At 58.7% G+C, this 16,024-nt stretch carries 11 protein-coding genes; 1 reads left to right on the forward strand and 10 read right to left on the reverse strand.

The window, feature by feature from the left end:
- Window positions 1-6: 6 nt before the first annotated feature.
- The 9 genes from G559_RS0116300 to G559_RS0116340 all read right to left on the reverse strand — a co-directional run bounded on the left by G559_RS0116300 (window position 7) and on the right by G559_RS0116340 (window position 11,363).
- Window positions 7-1,323 carry a DUF6602 domain-containing protein gene (locus tag G559_RS0116300; protein ID WP_028629263.1) on the reverse strand — a complete coding sequence of 439 codons (1,317 nt, stop codon included), beginning with the start codon at window positions 1,321-1,323 and terminating at the stop codon, window positions 7-9.
- Between the two features lie 185 nt (window positions 1,324-1,508).
- A complete protein-coding gene (locus G559_RS0116305) occupies window positions 1,509-3,773 on the reverse strand; it encodes an ATP-dependent DNA helicase (RefSeq protein WP_028629264.1) in 2,265 nt (754 codons plus the stop codon).
- Window positions 3,770-4,207, reverse strand: a complete 438-nt coding sequence (locus tag G559_RS0116310; RefSeq protein WP_028629265.1) for a VPA1267 family protein — start codon at window positions 4,205-4,207, stop codon at window positions 3,770-3,772. Before G559_RS0116310 ends, G559_RS0116305 begins: the two co-directional genes overlap by 4 nt.
- Window positions 4,208-4,621 (reverse strand): hypothetical protein, encoded by a 414-nt coding sequence (locus tag G559_RS0116315; RefSeq protein ID WP_028629266.1) that lies wholly within the window; start codon window positions 4,619-4,621, stop codon window positions 4,208-4,210.
- A gap of 2 nt (window positions 4,622-4,623) precedes the next feature.
- A complete protein-coding gene (locus G559_RS0116320; RefSeq protein ID WP_028629267.1) occupies window positions 4,624-6,615 on the reverse strand; it encodes an integrase in 1,992 nt (663 codons plus the stop codon).
- Complete coding sequence (locus G559_RS0116325; protein ID WP_028629268.1) at window positions 6,608-8,122, reverse strand: site-specific integrase; 1,515 nt, start codon at window positions 8,120-8,122, stop codon at window positions 6,608-6,610. The genes G559_RS0116320 and G559_RS0116325 overlap by 8 nt, the downstream gene beginning before the upstream one ends.
- The gene (locus G559_RS0116330) at window positions 8,115-9,332 is read right to left on the reverse strand and encodes a tyrosine-type recombinase/integrase (protein WP_028629269.1); all 1,218 of its coding nucleotides are present in this window, start codon (window positions 9,330-9,332) and stop codon (window positions 8,115-8,117) included. Before G559_RS0116330 ends, G559_RS0116325 begins: the two co-directional genes overlap by 8 nt.
- Window positions 9,333-9,473: 141 nt before the next feature.
- Window positions 9,474-9,959 carry a single-stranded DNA-binding protein gene (locus G559_RS0116335; protein ID WP_028629270.1) on the reverse strand — a complete coding sequence of 162 codons (486 nt, stop codon included), beginning with the start codon at window positions 9,957-9,959 and terminating at the stop codon, window positions 9,474-9,476.
- A gap of 9 nt (window positions 9,960-9,968) precedes the next feature.
- On the reverse strand, window positions 9,969-11,363 hold the full coding sequence (locus G559_RS0116340) for an MFS transporter (RefSeq protein WP_028629271.1): 1,395 nt from the start codon (window positions 11,361-11,363) through the stop codon (window positions 9,969-9,971).
- A gap of 182 nt (window positions 11,364-11,545) precedes the next feature.
- Between G559_RS0116340 and uvrA the strand changes: the two genes are divergently transcribed.
- On the forward strand, window positions 11,546-14,380 hold the full coding sequence (uvrA, locus tag G559_RS0116345; RefSeq protein ID WP_028629272.1) for an excinuclease ABC subunit UvrA: 2,835 nt from the start codon (window positions 11,546-11,548) through the stop codon (window positions 14,378-14,380).
- 69 nt (window positions 14,381-14,449) lie between these two features.
- On the opposite strand, the gene G559_RS0116350 is transcribed toward uvrA, so the two are convergent.
- Window positions 14,450-15,895 (reverse strand): catalase, encoded by a 1,446-nt coding sequence (locus tag G559_RS0116350; RefSeq protein ID WP_028629273.1) that lies wholly within the window; start codon window positions 15,893-15,895, stop codon window positions 14,450-14,452.
- Window positions 15,896-16,024 lie beyond the last annotated feature (129 nt).

The raw sequence follows: 16,024 nt of genomic DNA on the forward strand, positions 1-16,024 counted from the left end.
ACCCCATCATTCATCAAAGAACCACATGGACATATAGTGCGGCTCGACATCATTCTCTGCACACCACAAATCAAACCTCTCAATCTCTGACGCAACAAATCCTGCCCCATTATCAGCCGTTAAGACATATGTAACGCCATGCACTGGCCTAACATAATCACCATCCAGCATAAATTCACGAGTCCGTACCAAATTATCCACAACCGTCTTCAGCGCCACGCCATGTTTCTCTTGAAGGTAGATCTCCATTCCATTATCAAGAGGTAAGTATCCAGACTTAAACGCCATAATATTTATAGCTGAAATCTCTGCTTCCCCCAGTTTCGCTGGCTCCCAGCAGAGGTTGTCGTCACGCTTGAGATCTCTTTCTTTCGGCTCATATGGCCGGAGCAACCACCCTCCCTCTTCCACCGCCTTCGCGATTAACAGGGGTTCTGCGTTATCTATGTACAGACCATCATCCCACGGCATCTTGAGATTAAAATAAATAGAAATCTTTGACCAAATAAGTTCCAGTATGAGCTTAGCCGAGTTATAGCGAGTAGAGACGACCGGCACCCACTCACCGAACTCCCCGACCCCCAAGAACGGAATACCGTTAGCTTTAACAAGGCAGAACTGATTGGAGGTCACCAGAGCGGGAATGCCAGGAATCCCAACACCCTCGCCACCCTTATTTTTATTCTCATCTAGAAAATCTATAAACGCCGTTCTAAGCCCGTATTCTGTTTTATACCCCTCATACCCATGAATTATTGCCATTGGAGCCAATGACTCTTGTACAAGGCAGTAAAACAAAACGCCGTCAGTTACTGAAAGACTATTTATGTCGCGATACCTTTCCGGCGCTGCTCTCCCTGTAATCTGTGCAAAACGCATCCTGGCAACAGTGATATCTGGCTCATACCCCTCACTCACCAATCTTTCTTCAAAGCTATCCGCAAATTTTCGTCGAATCTTAGCCAAATGCCCAATGGCATCAGCATAATCAGCCTTCTTTAGATTTTTCTTTACTTCAAATACACAAAGCACCTTATTAACATCGTAAATATACTGCTGAGTTCGACCATACTGTTGCCCATCGCCGTGAACAAGCATGCAGTCGATCTGTTCCGGCAACATCTCACCAGTTACGGAGATAAATCCGGAAACCACCCTTAGATCCAATCCCTTTGGAATGGCGTAATCCTGAAATATCCCTTGTTTGGTAATTTCTTCGTAAGCACTACCTAGAGTTGGCATGTGCGGCATATTCACACCAGACAGCTTCTCGACTTCCACCGCAATGAAACGCTCAAGCAATTCTGACGCTTTTTTAATCATCAAAAGCCCCTCACATTAAAAGCTTATATAAGTCAAACAGGATATTTTTGACAATATGGACGGAGCGATTAGAAAGCATCCTCGTGTCAATACAGAATTGAACAAACTCTAGCCCCGATGCGCACCCCAGAAGCCCACAAGAGCGATGATTCATGGTACCAAGCCTCTTCGCTAGGCTTGACCTATCACGTACCCTCAAGCATCGAATGGAGAGCGACCTGCCGGGCAAAGGCCTTGGGTGGGAATGCAATCGCCTCCCTGACAGCTGCTGCGTCACCAACCAAGATGACCTGTACTTGTGCCCTGGTCACTGCGGTGTAGATGAAGGTGCGGTCAAGTACCCGCGACTTCCTGACCAGTACGATCACACGCGGGAACTGCGACCCCTGGCTCTTGTGCACGGTGATCGCATAGGCGTGCTGCATGACGTCCACATCCGACTCCAAGACGTACTGAGCCACGCCCTCGTAGATCGCCATACCCAACGCCTGCCGGTAGACCGGCTTCTCCTCAGTGCCAACGTCGACCTTGACCGGGTTGTCAAACACCTCGGTCAACCGCCCCAGGCAGCCATTCTGCAAGTTCCGCCCCCAATCGTTGGCGGTGTACAGCAGCAGATCCCCCTCGCAGAAGCCGGTGAACTCCAGCTCGCCTGTCTCGGGATTGATGGCCTTCAGCGGCTTCGCATCGCCCACGTACTTCGCGTGGCAGATGTTGTTGATCGCGTCGATACCGGCGAAAGCACACACCCTGGTGGCGCAGAGGATCTGAGTGTTCTCTCGGCTCTGTTCGTAGAGCCGCAGCACGGTAGGAATGATCTGCTCATCCGAGCACGACAAGAAGGCAACATCGGCGGTTTCGCTCGAGCTGAAAGCAGGCCAAGCACCCTGCCGGATGGCCAGAGCCGCAGCGGGAATCCCCGAGTCGCGCGCCTGGCGCTTCACTTCCGTGAGCCTGGTGGTCGGAATCCCCTCGAGCTCGCACAACACGTGCAGCACGAGCCCTGCTCCAATCGGCGGCAGCTGGTAGGGGTCACCGACCAGAATGAAGTGAGCACCCAGCGGCAGCTTCTGCACCAGGCGGTAAAAGGTCACCAGATCGAGCATCGATGCTTCATCAATGACGATGACCGGCGACTCGCCTATTTCGTCTTCACTTGCATGGCGAAGAAAGCCAGCAATAGTCGTTGCTTCCTCGTGGGTTGCTTCGACCATGCGTGCGGTGGCCCGACCAGAGAGCGCCATCTGGAAACGTGGCCTCCCCAGCGTGTCGAGCGCTTTGTACAGCGCCTTCAACACGGTGGTTTTACCGACGCCGGCACCGCCCGTGATGATGCTGAAGCGGTGCTCGAAGGAGGTTTTAACGGCCGCCCTCTGGGCATCGTTCAGCGCGAATGCCGGAGTCCCCAGGTGTTGCCTCTCCGCCTGCTCAAAAGCAGCAATGACAGCATCCACGTCAGTAGGGAAGAGCCGCTGCTGCCGCACGGGATTGACCAGCAGCGACCGGATGAAATCGGCGCACTGCCGCTCCATGATGTAAGTGCCGGGAGCATGGAGCATCAGGTCGCCAGTGGCTGTTTCACGAGCGATGAACTGCCCCTTCTCCTTGCCCTGCATCAGGGCCTTCACCATCGCCGAGCTCGGGGCGGCGTGCGGCTTCAGCAGCTTGCTGACCGTTTCGTGCAGGTCATTCAGCGTGGCGCAGGTATGGCCTCTCTCGGAGACGCGATACAAGGCCTCTTCCAGGGCAGCGGCCAGGCGGCGCGGATCTTCGAGCTCAATGGCGAAGCGCTCGCGAGCGATTGCGTCAACCTGCCGCCAACTCCCAGAGAAGCTCAGCAGCCGGTAGGGGTCGCTCAGCAGGGCATCCACCGTGCGCCGTTGGTGAAACTTGATCGCCTTGCGGGCCAAGTCGAGGGGAATGCCCTTGTCTTGCACGAAACGGAGAGTCCTCGCATCGCCGTTCTCCGCCCAGCAAGCAAAAAGCCCCTGCCGGATCTCATCGGACGGGACGATCTCGCGGATGGCATCGTGATCAGCCTGATCCAACACCTCGTATAGGCGTTCACCCAGGGCGTCCCATAGCTTGGTGGCCTTGACCTCACGAATGCGCGGCACATTGTCCGCCATCCATTGAATGACCTGACTGCCGCTCGGACGAACCTGCCGGATGTCCTGCACATGGAGCTGGGTTTCCGTTACGGCATATCCGCCATGCTCACGACGAGCCGTGGAGGCCTCGCCGCAGACTTCGAAGATGCCGCCCACGGCGACCGTCGACGGGCTGGCGATGTTGGCGGGAACGTGAATGACAATGGCGCTTGCCCGGTCGTTGAGGCCCGACTCGACATTCACCCGGTGCCCAAACGCAATGCACCCCTTGCGGTTCGCCGTACGAATTCGCGTAACCCTGACACTCAGGCTGAGCAGTACCGGCGTCGGAGCATTCATCGCGGCATCCGCCCCGTCTCGTCCACGAACTGGGCCAGCAGCTTGTAACGCTCCAGCATTGCCTTGGCCTTGGTCAACTCAGCACGCAGCGCGGCGTTCTCTTGCTCCAGACTATTCAGCCGCTGGGCATCCTGGCGGCGCTGTTTCGCCTCCTTGTCCCTGACCGCCAGCGGCTCGGCAGGAGGCTCATCGCCAGTGGAAGCAGGCGGCAGCACGCCCCGCCTCCGAAGCGCCTCTTCAAGCGCCTCCAGGGCGGCCCTGATGGCCGGGTTCTGAACGAGCGCGCTCTTGCCAAAACCACACTCGGCCGCAATCTCCGAACGCTTCAAGCGCCCGCGATGCACGTACTCCCGGAAGTCATCGTCCAACTTGGAGGATGACCAGGCCATGAATGCGGCGACGTTTTCTTCAGCCACCTGCTGCCCATTTGCCATTTAGCCGCCCTTCTCTGCTGAGTCACGATCAACCTTAGGCAGAGGCGCATCCAGCACCGCCTGGGAAAGTCCACGTTTTTGAGCGTTGTACTGCCACCGGATGAAGCGCTCCAGCAGGCGGTCATTCTCAGCCTTCAAGCGCTGGTTCTCGCTTTCCAGGCGATGAATACGCTGCTCAGCAATAGCCAGGCTTTCCGGGCGCTTCGTTGGTTTGAAGCCCGTTTTCTGCTGAGTCTTCTTATCGCCAAACGCGCTCTTGATTCGGGGATGCGCATTGAGCGTCTGCCGGGTCGGCCTTGTACCAATCAGGCCTTCGGCTTCGTCGCACAAGGCATCCCAGGTGAGCTTGCCATTCCAGCCGTCGATGAGACCTATAAGAAGCTCGATGTCCTTTGCCGTCAGATGCTTGGCCACGACTAGAACGCCCCCAGCAGAGCCCGGAGCTCATCAATATCGGGCTCTGGCGAAGGAAGCCTGAGGGAGGTCTGACGGGCAGCAAGCTCTCGCTTCAACGGGCTGTATTCCTGATCATGGCTGAGACGGATGGCCGTTCCGTCCGGGAGGTCTGGCGACTCAAGTACCTGGATCAACTGATCCAGCCTCTCCAGGGTCTTGATCTGATGCTGGCTCCAGCGGTCAGCACCATAGGTTCCTGAGGTATCTGCCGCCTTGGCCTTCTCAAGCTGCATCTGGGTCAGCCTCCGCTGCTGCTTGAGGCGATCAAGCTTGGTCGCATCGCCCTTCACGCAAATCTGCTCGGTGCAATTCAAGCAATCCCGATGCTTCTGGCAGGGCAGCATCGAGTAATCGTGCACGCAGAACCCATACTCAGTGACATGAGCGATGCCTTCCCCAACAGCCGCCAGATCCGCATAGGTAACGGGGGCGTTGGATTGGATCTTTTCGAGCACCCCACCAACACCGGCACTCCTGGCCAGTTCGACGTACTCGTCGTCACTCATGTGGTTGTATACGGCGTTCTGGTGAATGTTGGCCCGGCCCGACCACTTGGCGATATCGAGCTGCCCTAACGCGCCACGCTGTGCCACGGTATTCAGGAAATGACGCACCTGGTGAGAGGTCATCGAAATTTCACTGCCGTCTGGGTTCTTGTAACCGTGGCGTTTCCAGATGCTGCTCTCCTTACCATCAATGCAGTTAATGTCAGTGGTAAATGTGCCGTTACCGGGCACCCACAACTTGATAGGGCTGGGGTTGAAATTCGACACAAACTCATGAGCCCTGAAACAGCACAGTGCCTCCGAGTATTTGATATTGCGCTCCCGGTTCTTCCAAGGCCATCCGCCAGGAAGCCGGCTATGACAGTACTCATTTAGAAAATCCAGCGTCAGTGACTCGCCTTTCCTCTTCAACGCCAGATAAGGCTTATATTTCGCAAAATACTGATCTAGCATCCGACGGCCTGAATTAATTCCAAGCGCCATGCAAGCCTGTTCAACAGTCAATGGGTAGTCATCTGGGACATTGGGGCAGTTTTCATGGCGATAAAACTTGTCGGGGTGGTCTTCATACCATTTCGCCAACTCCCTCCCAGCAGCGGACAGTTCAGTCAACCGGCGCACAGCTTCAGTGGCGACATCCTTGAATATGGTAGGAAGCCACTTAATATCCGACCCATACCCTTTGCCAGCATAAAACCGCAACCCCAGTCTTTCGACACCCTCGCCATCTGTATCGGGATGCAAGCAATTCACCGGAAGGTCTTGAACTTCCGTAATACGGGATGGCGCGCACATCAACAGCGCAAATATGGACGTGGTGAAGCGATCCCGAGCAACCACCAGGTCGTTGGCAAACATTTCCGCCATAGCTTCCAGCCAGTGATCCTCTGGAAGTTTCTCTGCCCGCCTTCTTTTGCCTTCGGCATCTGTCCTGTCCATCTCTTTTGGTTTAGAGATCGGATTTCGCCAGGTAATCTGGTCAGGAACGATTCGACTTTCATTGAGGAATTCCACAAGCTTCACCAGGCTCATGCCAGCCTGATAGCCAGCAGCCTCGTATTCCCGCGCAACCTCACCCGCCACGTCCATGACGAGAAGATCTACCTGCGTGATATCTGCTTTGCCTTTGACGGTCAGCAATGCTTTTTCGATGCAGCGGAGCGCCTTGAATTCATTCTTGCTCTTCGTGGGGTTGTGGCCTTGCTGGTAGCGAACATATGCCTTCGCGAAAGGGACTATGTCAGCGTTCAGCAGGTGATCAGTCGTGTAGCCCCTCGCGGGAGCCCCTTTGACCGTGAAGTTACCGACCTTGGGCCAGGTATTGGCATGCCAATCCAAGTCCGCCCCGAACACGGTCAGGCGGTCGCGACACATCGCAATGAAATCCGCCAGATTCTTCTGGCATTCACGGTGATGCCTGGGGGTGAACAGCAGTATGTCAGCCATGCACCATCTCTCCCTTGGCCTCTTTGCAGCGGTTGATTACATCGCTCACCGCCAGGATCAACCGGTCGTTGGTCGAGGCAATCTTCAGATCGCCGCAGTTGTCGCGAACCCGATCCCGCTCCTCAATCAAGCGATCCAAGACCTCTTCATGAGGGCCATCGAGCCATGGCTGGAAGTGGGCGCAGGTGTAGCAGGCGATGGGGGCCAATGCACCGCAGAAGCCGTAGCTGCCGCAGGTGCCTACGTTGGCCCGGCCATTCGAAATCCGGCTGCTCGGGTCATCGCCTCGGCGTGCATCACGCTCTGAAGCGACAAGTACGCCGCGAAACGCCTGAGCCAACGGAGCGAGTTGCAAGGCAACGGCCTTATCAATGCGCTCGACGATCTCAGGGATGTTTCTGACGTATACCCCTACGTTCTGGGTATCGGAGTGATCCAGCGCCTCAGCAATGACCAATTCTCCTCGCCCTTCGCGGGCTAGGTTCGTGCCGAGCGTGTAGCGGAAGCGATTAGGGTTGAGGGCAATAGGCGCCCCGGTGCGCTCGCTGATGACGGCAATCGTCTTGGCCACTCGCACCGTCGCCCCATACACTCCACTGGTGGGAATATGCAGTCGGTCGCTGCCCAGCAGCGCTTCCACATCGGAGTCGACCTCGAGAGAGTGCGATACGGGGAACAAGGGCAGTTCGTCCTGCACCTTCTTAGGCAGAGGGCGGCCTGCCTGCTCGGAAAAGACCTTCTTCACAGCCTCAGCTTGCTGCTGCAACAACAACCAAAGATCCTCAACAATCGCGAAGCGATTGAAGGCGGAGCGCCAAGGCGTATTCCGCTGCTTGGCCCTGGGAAAACTGATCCAATAGGCCCCTGGCTCAGTGGAAATCAGGTCTTTGATTTTGAGCGCCGCGATCTGTCCTGGGCGCCGTCCCGTCATGGCCAATATCATCGACAGGCACGTTTCCTCCATGGAGAGGCGCTTCTCGGTGAAGGCATCGATCACCGCAGCGATAACTCCCTGAAGCTCAATATCGGTGAGTGGCCCATCCTCGGGACACATCGACTGGACAGCGAAGCCCTTCTCATTCCCCTTGAGAACCCACTTATCCAGCAGGGCCATAACCTCATCGGAGATACCTGGGTATCCGAGCCGCGACCATTGACGGATCGCCCCGCGCAAGACCCCCATGTACCACTCAGTTTTCTTGTTCAGCGATGATCGATAGGAAATCAACGAGGCGACGGAAAACAGCTCGGAGTCCTGCATCTGCTCACAGTAATGCAAAATGCGATTAAAAATGTTCCTTGCATGCGATGGCGCACCCGTTCTTGAGTAAAACTCCAACACCCTTCGAACAGAATAATCTCTGCCAAGCAAATACTTCGAAAGTGAGCCAACCGGGAAAGCAATATCCTTGCTCAACTCCCATCGCTCGCTGTTGAAATGCACCAGATAGCCTTCCCTGGAGTAAAAGCGGTCAACTACAGCGGCCTGAAGCGCATGCTTATTCATCCATCACCTCATCGCTGGTTTTTTTCAGGTGCTTGTTTTGAAGGGACAGCACAGCTTCTGCGGCCTTTTGTTTGGTGTGTCGCCGGTTGTAGATTCGCGCCGTGCCGGATGTTTCTTCCCATCCCATCAGATACGAACGGACTTTTTCCTCAGTGGCAGTCGACATCTCTGTAGAGTCGCTGTGCAAAGAAAACGCGTAATTCCAGTGGTGCCGCAGGGCATGTGCATGAACGCCGGAGTCTTCGATGATGGTGGCGACGCTCAACATCCACTTCTGAAAGGCTGGGATAGATAGTGGGCGGCCTTGGGTGGGGCCTTCCTTGTGGGTAACGAACAAGTACCCATGCTTCTTCGCCCCCGGCAGTTTGTTCCGGTAACGAAGCACATACTCGTGGATACGGGCAATGAGTTCCGCAACAAGAGGAATGGTTCGTTGTCGGGTTTTGGCGACAGGCTGTTGTGCCCGCACATCTCCCTTCGAGTCGGGACGCCTCACCACCCTCAGCGTGTTTTTAGCGAAATCGATGTCATTGACCTTCAGGTTCAGCAGTTCCCCCCGGCGAAGCCCGGTCAGGCGAAGAATCATGAACATCAATGCATTGCGCACCTGTACCGCATGGCCCTTAGCCGGATTGCGATCAGAGCCTGGCTTGAGAGCCTGCTCCACCGCCTCCACAACGGCTTCGTCCAGATACCGCTCGTCCCTGTCCGATTCCGATTTGTTCGGCTTGCCCGGACGATTAGCCCGAATCGCCGCGACCATCAACTTGATATCCCTATCACCCCGACTGGCTGGGTATAGCCGCTTGGCCAGGAATCCCACGTAGTCAGCCACGACTGTCAGCCGGAAATAGTGGCTACTGGTGCCAACCGTCTTCGGCCGTCGGGAAATCGGGACAACCTTCTTGTCTCGATTCGCGGGAGAGAGGGCCAGCTGCAAGAAGTCGCTCAGATCCCTCACACGCTCCTCCCCAAGCAGCTCGCCCTGCGAAAAGAGCGATTCCAGGCTAATGCCAACGTCAGCTTCCCAGGCGAACAAAACCTTGATCGCGTTCAGCGCATTGAAAATCGAATTGGCTGCCAAGCCACGCTGCCGCAGATTCCAGGTGGCGTAGAGAGTGGGGTAGTACAGTGGCATACCGGACGCATCGACCAGCACCGAAATCCGCTCGCCGTCGCTGCCCGAGAACCGGCGTATCGATATGTCCATCGCACCCCCATACTTTACGTTTTTACATGGTGTGCACCAAAACAAATTCCGTCAAGTGATTTTTTACACTTCCAAAAACGCGAAAACCCCGCAAGGCGGGGTTCTCCGAGGAAAACTTTACAGTTTTCGCTAAGGTAACCGCTAGAACGGGATGTCGTCGTCGAAGCTGTCGTAGTCCGGCGCCGGCTGGGCAGCGGGCTGCGGAGCCGAGCGCTGCTGCGGGGCGGACTGCTGCGGCTCGCGCTGCGGGCGCGGAGCACGCGGGGCATCACCTTCGCTGCCGGGACGGCCGCCGAGCAACTGCATCTGGCCGTTGATGTCGACCACGATCTCGGTGGTGTAACGCTTCACGCCGTCCTTTTCCCACTCGCGGGTGCGCAGGGAACCTTCGACGTAGACTTGCGAGCCCTTGCGCAGGTACTCACCGGCGATCTCGGCGAGACGGCCGAAGAACACCACGCGGTGCCACTCGGTACGTTCCTGCTGCTGGCCGGTCTGCTTGTCCTTCCAGGACTCGCTGGTGGCCAGGGTGACGTTGGTCACCGCGTTGCCGTTGGGCAGGTAGCGGGTTTCCGGATCACCACCGACGTTACCAACCAGAATGACTTTGTTAACCCCACGGGCCATGACGTTCTCCTAGGCTTCAGCACGTTCCGGGGCCGATTCGATCAGGCGCTCCAGGGACGTGCGGTCCAGTTTTTCAGAATCCACTTTGATGTAAATGGCCGCCTCTTCGGCCACCACGACGGCATCTGCCACTCCGGGCAGAGCCAGCAAACGCGCAACCAGCCCGGTATCGGCCACGGCCGCTGCACTGAGCGGCAGGCGCAGGCTGGTCACGTACGGAGGTTCACGCATAGTAACAGCAATGGCCAGCCAAATCGCACAGACCACCGCACAGCCGACGAACACCGTCGACAGCCCGCCATGCTGGAACAACCAGCCACCGAGGATGCCGCCGATCGCCGCGCCGAGGAACTGGCTGGTCGAATAGACGCCCATCGCGGTGCCCTTGCCGCCGGCCGGAGCGACCTTGCTGATCAGCGACGGCAGCGAGGCTTCCAGCAGGTTGAAGGCGGTGAAGAAGACGATGGCGCCGAAGACCAGGGCGCGCAGGCTGTTACCGAACTGCCAGAAGAACAGCTCGCAGGCGCAGAGCACGGCGACCGCACCGACCAGGACCTTCTTCATCTGGCGCTTTTTCTCGCCGTAGATGATGAAAGGCACCATGCCGAAGAAGCCTACAAGTAACGCAGTGAGGTAGACCCACCAGTGTTCGTCCCTGGGCAGCCCGGCCTTTTCAACCAGCGCCAGCGGCAGGGCAACGAAGCTGGCCATGAGGATGGCATGCAGGGCGAGGATGCCGAAGTCAAGGCGCAGCAGGTCAGGATGCTTCAGGGTGGGCAGCAAGGCCTGGCTCGCCACGCCGGATTCGCGGTGCTGCAACGGGTGCGTTGCACGCGGAACCATGGTGGCAATAATCACGATCCCGAATAGCGCCATGATGGCCGTGGCCCAGAACAGCCCGGACAGGCCGAAAGCGCGTGTCAGCAGCGGCCCGACCACCATGGCAACGGCGAAGGACACGCCGATGCTCATGCCGATCATGGCCATGGCTTTGGTGCGGTGCTGTTCGCGGGTGAGGTCGGAGAGAAGGGCCATGACCGCCGCGGAGATGGCGCCAGCCCCCTGCAGTACACGTCCGGCGATCACGCCCCAGATGGAGTCGGCATTGGCTGCCACGACGGCGCCGGCGGCGAAGATCAGCAGACCGATATAGATCACCGGCAGGCGACCGATACGGTCGGAAATAACACCGAAGGGTATCTGCAGCACAGCCTGGGTCAGGCCGTAGGCACCGATGGCGAGGCCGATCAGGGCCGGAGTGGCGCCGGCGAGGTCCTGACCGTAGGTGGCCAGCACCGGCAATACCATGAACATGCCGAGCATGCGGAAGGCGAATACCAGGGCCAGGCCGCTGGCCGCGCGCGTTTCGCTGCCGCTCATACGTTCAGAGTGGGAATCGTGCATAGGTGCCTCAGGGAAAAACGATCGGGGCTCGCGTCATGCGCCCCTGCCCGGCTGCCGCCGGAGCCCGAAAAATGCCGCGCATTCTAGCAGTCCCCGCGGATTGCTACACGCTTGTGACGCTTTGCCGCGCTCCCTTGGCGGGTCGTATAATCGGCGGTTTCCGACCGCCAAGTGAGGCCGTTGTGGACAAGATCCTGATCCGTGGGGCACGTACCCACAACCTGAAGAACGTCGACCTCACCCTGCCCCGCGACAAGCTGATCGTAATTACCGGCCTGTCCGGCTCCGGCAAGTCGTCGCTGGCTTTCGACACGCTCTATGCCGAAGGCCAGCGCCGCTATGTGGAGTCCCTGTCGGCTTACGCCCGGCAGTTCCTGTCGATGATGGAAAAGCCCGATGTAGACACCATCGAAGGTCTCTCGCCGGCCATCTCCATCGAACAGAAATCCACCTCCCACAACCCCCGCTCCACCGTCGGAACCATTACCGAGATCTACGACTACCTGCGCCTGCTCTATGCCCGCGTCGGTACGCCACGCTGCCCGGACCACGACGTGCCGCTGGAAGCCCAGACCGTCAGCCAGATGGTCGACCAGGTCCTGGCCCTGCCCGAAGGCCGCAAGCTGATGCTGCTGGCACCGGTGATCCGCGAGCGCAAGGGCGAGCACCTGGCGGTGTTCGAAGAGCTGCGCGCCCAGGGCTTTGTCCGTGCACGGGTGAACGGCCGACTCTATGAGCTGGATGAGCTACCCAAGCTGGACAAGCAGAAGAAGCACTCCATCGATGTGGTGGTGGACCGCTTCAAGGTCCGTGAAGACCTGCAGCAACGCCTGGCGGAATCCTTCGAGACGGCCATCAACCTGGCGGACGGCATCGCCCTGGTGGCGCCCATGGATGACGAAGTAGGCGATGAGATCATTTTCTCCGCGCGCTTCGCCTGCCCCCACTGCGGGCACTCGATCAGCGAGCTGGAGCCCAAGCTGTTCTCCTTCAACAACCCGGCCGGCGCCTGCCCTACCTGCGACGGCCTCGGGGTGAAGCAGTTCTTCGACGCCAAGCGCCTGGTCAACGGCGAGCTGACCCTCGCCGAAGGCGCCATTCGCGGCTGGGACCGTCGCAACGTCTACTACTTCCAGATGCTCGGCTCCCTGGCCTCGCACTATGGGTTCAGCCTGGAGAAGCCCTTCGACGAACTCTCCGCCGAACACCAGAAAGCGATCCTCTTCGGCAGCGGCCGCGAGGATGTGGAATTCCGCTACCTCAATGACCGTGGCGACATCGTCAAGCGTTCCCATCCCTTCGAGGGGATAATCCCCAACCTGGAGCGCCGCTACCGCGAAACCGAATCGGCCACCGTGCGCGAAGAGCTGGCAAAGTTTCTCAGCACCCAGCCCTGCCCCGACTGCCGCGGTACCCGCCTGCGCCGCGAGGCGCGCCATGTGTGGGTTGGCGACAAAACCCTGCCGGCGGTTACCGGTCTGCCAGTGGGCGATGCCGCGGACTACTTCGGCGGATTGAGCCTGACCGGTCGGCGCGGCGAGATCGCCGAGAAGATCCTCAAGGAGATCCGCGAGCGCCTGCAATTCCTGGTCAACGTCGGCCTCGACTACCTGACCCTGGACCGTAGCGCCGACACCCTCTCAGGCGGTGAAGCCCAGCGTATCCGCCTGGCCAGCCAGATCGGCGCCGGCCTGGTGGGGGTGATGTACATCCTCGACGAACCTTCCATCGGCCTTCACCAACGGGACAACGAGCGCCTGCTGGCCACCCTCACCCACCTGCGCAACCTGGGCAACACGGTGATCGTGGTCGAACACGACGAGGACGCCATCCGCCTGGCCGACTATGTGGTAGACATTGGCCCGGGAGCCGGCGTACACGGCGGACAGATCGTCGCCGAAGGCACGCCGGACGAAGTGATGGCGCACCCGAATTCGCTCACAGGCAAGTACCTGTCCGGCCGGGTGAAGATCGAAGTGCCCGCCAACAGGACCCCGCGGGACAAGAAGAAGTCCCTCAAGCTGAAGGGCGCCAGCGGCAACAATCTGCAGCAGGTGAATCTGGAGATCCCTGTGGGTCTGCTGACCTGCGTCACCGGTGTATCCGGCTCGGGCAAGTCGACGCTGATCAACAACACCCTGTTCCCCATCACCGCCACCGCGCTGAATGGCGCTACCTCGCTGGAAGCCTCGTCCCACGAGAGCTTCGACGGCTTGCAGCACCTGGACAAGGTGGTGGACATCGATCAGAGCCCCATTGGTCGTACCCCGCGCTCCAACCCAGCGACCTACACCGGACTGTTCACACCGATCCGTGAGCTGTTTGCCGGCGTACCGGAGTCGCGCTCCCGCGGCTATGGCCCGGGACGCTTCTCCTTCAACGTCAAGGGCGGCCGCTGCGAAGCCTGCCAGGGCGACGGCGTGATCAAGGTGGAGATGCACTTCCTGCCAGACATCTACGTCCCCTGCGACGTCTGCAAGGGCAAGCGTTACAACCGCGAAACCCTGGAGATCCGCTACAAGGGCAAGAGCATCCACGAAGTGCTGGAGATGACCATCGAAGAGGCCCGCGAGTTCTTCGACGCGGTTCCCGCCATCGCCCGCAAACTGCAGACCCTGATGGACGTGGGCCTGTCCTACATCCGCCTGGGGCAGTCGGCAACGACCCTCTCGGGCGGCGAGGCGCAACGGGTGAAGCTGTCCCGCGAGCTCTCCAAGCGTGACACCGGCAAGACGCTGTACATCCTCGACGAGCCCACCACGGGTCTCCACTTCGCGGATATCCAGCAGTTGCTGGACGTACTGCACCGCCTGCGCGATCACGGCAACACGGTGGTGGTCATCGAGCACAATCTGGACGTAATCAAGACTGCGGACTGGCTAGTGGACCTGGGCCCGGAAGGTGGCTCCAAGGGTGGCCAGATTATTGCCACCGGTACGCCAGAGGAAGTCGCGGAAATGCCCCAATCGCACACCGGGCGGTTCCTCAAGCCTCTTCTGGAGCGCGATCGCGCCTGATCCCGATGACGCACAAGAGAAAAGGCCGGGCATTGCTGCCCGGCCTTTTCTTTTTTGGGAAGCTGCGAGTTACCGGGCAGCTTCCAGCGCAGCACGGACACCGTTGCCGTAGTCCGGGTGCACCTTGTCGAAGTGCGCTAACTGACGGTCAATGATGAACTGCGGAACCCCAACCATGGACCCGGCGATGTTGCCGTACAGCCGCTGCTTCTGGCCTTCGTCGAACAGCAGGAACAGTGCGCGGGGCTGGCTGTAGTCGTCATTGCCTTCGCGATGGTCATAGCGATCGGCATCGCCGTCGATAGCCAGCGGCGGCTCGGCGTAAAACGCCGACTCGGCTGGACCACCGAAGGAGTTCGGCTCGTAGTAGGCATCCGGACTTGGATTGTTGGCGAAGAAGCACATCGCGCCGTCCTTGTGATAGTGGTGCACCGGGCACTTCGGCGCGTTCACCGGGAGCGCCTCATAGTGAGTGCCCAAGCGGTAGCGGTGTGCGTCGGGATAGCTGAATACACGGGCCTGGAGCATCTTATCCGGCGAGTGCCCGATGCCGGGGACCAGGTTCGACGGCGAAAACGCAGCCTGCTCGACCTCAGCGAAGTAGTTATCCGGATTGCGGTTCAACTCCAGGGTACCGACTTCGATCAACGGGAACTCACCGTGCGGCCAGACCTTGGTCAGGTCGAAGGGGTTGTAGCGGGTGTGGCGCGCCTGTTCCTCGGTCATGACCTGAACGCAGAAGCGCCATTCCGGGAATTCGCCGTTCTCAATGCTGTAGAACAGATCTTCCTGGGTGGTTTCGCGGCTGCGGCCGACCACCTCCATGGCCTCTGCGTTAGTCCAGTGCTTGTGGCCCTGGAGGGTCTTGAAGTGAAACTTGACCCAGAAGCGCTCGTTGGCGGCATTGACGAAGCTGTAGGCATGCGAGCCGTAGCCATTGATGTGGCGCACATCGCTTGGCAGACCACGATCGGACATCAGCATGGTCACCTGGTGCAAGCTCTCCGGCGACAGCGACCAGAAATCCCAAGCCGCGGTGTTGGAGCGCAGGTTGGTCTTCGGATGACGCTTCTGGGTATGGATGAAATCGGGGAACTTCAGCGGGTCGCGGACAAAGAACACGGGCGTGTTGTTACCCACAACGTCCCAGTTACCTTGCTCGGTATAAAACTTCAGGGCGAAACCTCGCACGTCGCGCTCGGCGTCGGCAGCGCCAAGCTCACCGGCAACGGTCGAAAAGCGCGCGAGCACTTGGGTTTTCTTTCCAACCTCGGAGAAAACCGAAGCCTTGCTGTACCGGGTGATGTCGTTGGTGATGGTCAGTGTGCCGTAGGCGCCCCAGCCCTTGGCGTGAACGACACGCTCCGGAATGCGCTCACGGTTCTGGTGAGCCAGCTTCTCGATCAGGTGGTAGTCCTGCAGTAACAGGGGGCCGCGCGAACCGGCGCTGAGGGAATTCTGATTGTCTCCAACCGGGTTGCCGGCAGTCGTAGTAAGGGTGGGCTTCTGGCTCATGTTGCATCTCCATCTTGGGCTCTTCTGATTCCGGGCCAACCGGATAAGAAGGAGTATCGATTTAGCCAGACGAAGCATCCAATTTATTAAAAACAGAGATTTGATAGAAATTACCTAATTATTCAGGCA

It is taken from the genome of Metapseudomonas resinovorans DSM 21078 (assembly GCF_000423545.1).
GTDB lineage: Bacteria > Pseudomonadota > Gammaproteobacteria > Pseudomonadales > Pseudomonadaceae > Metapseudomonas > Metapseudomonas resinovorans.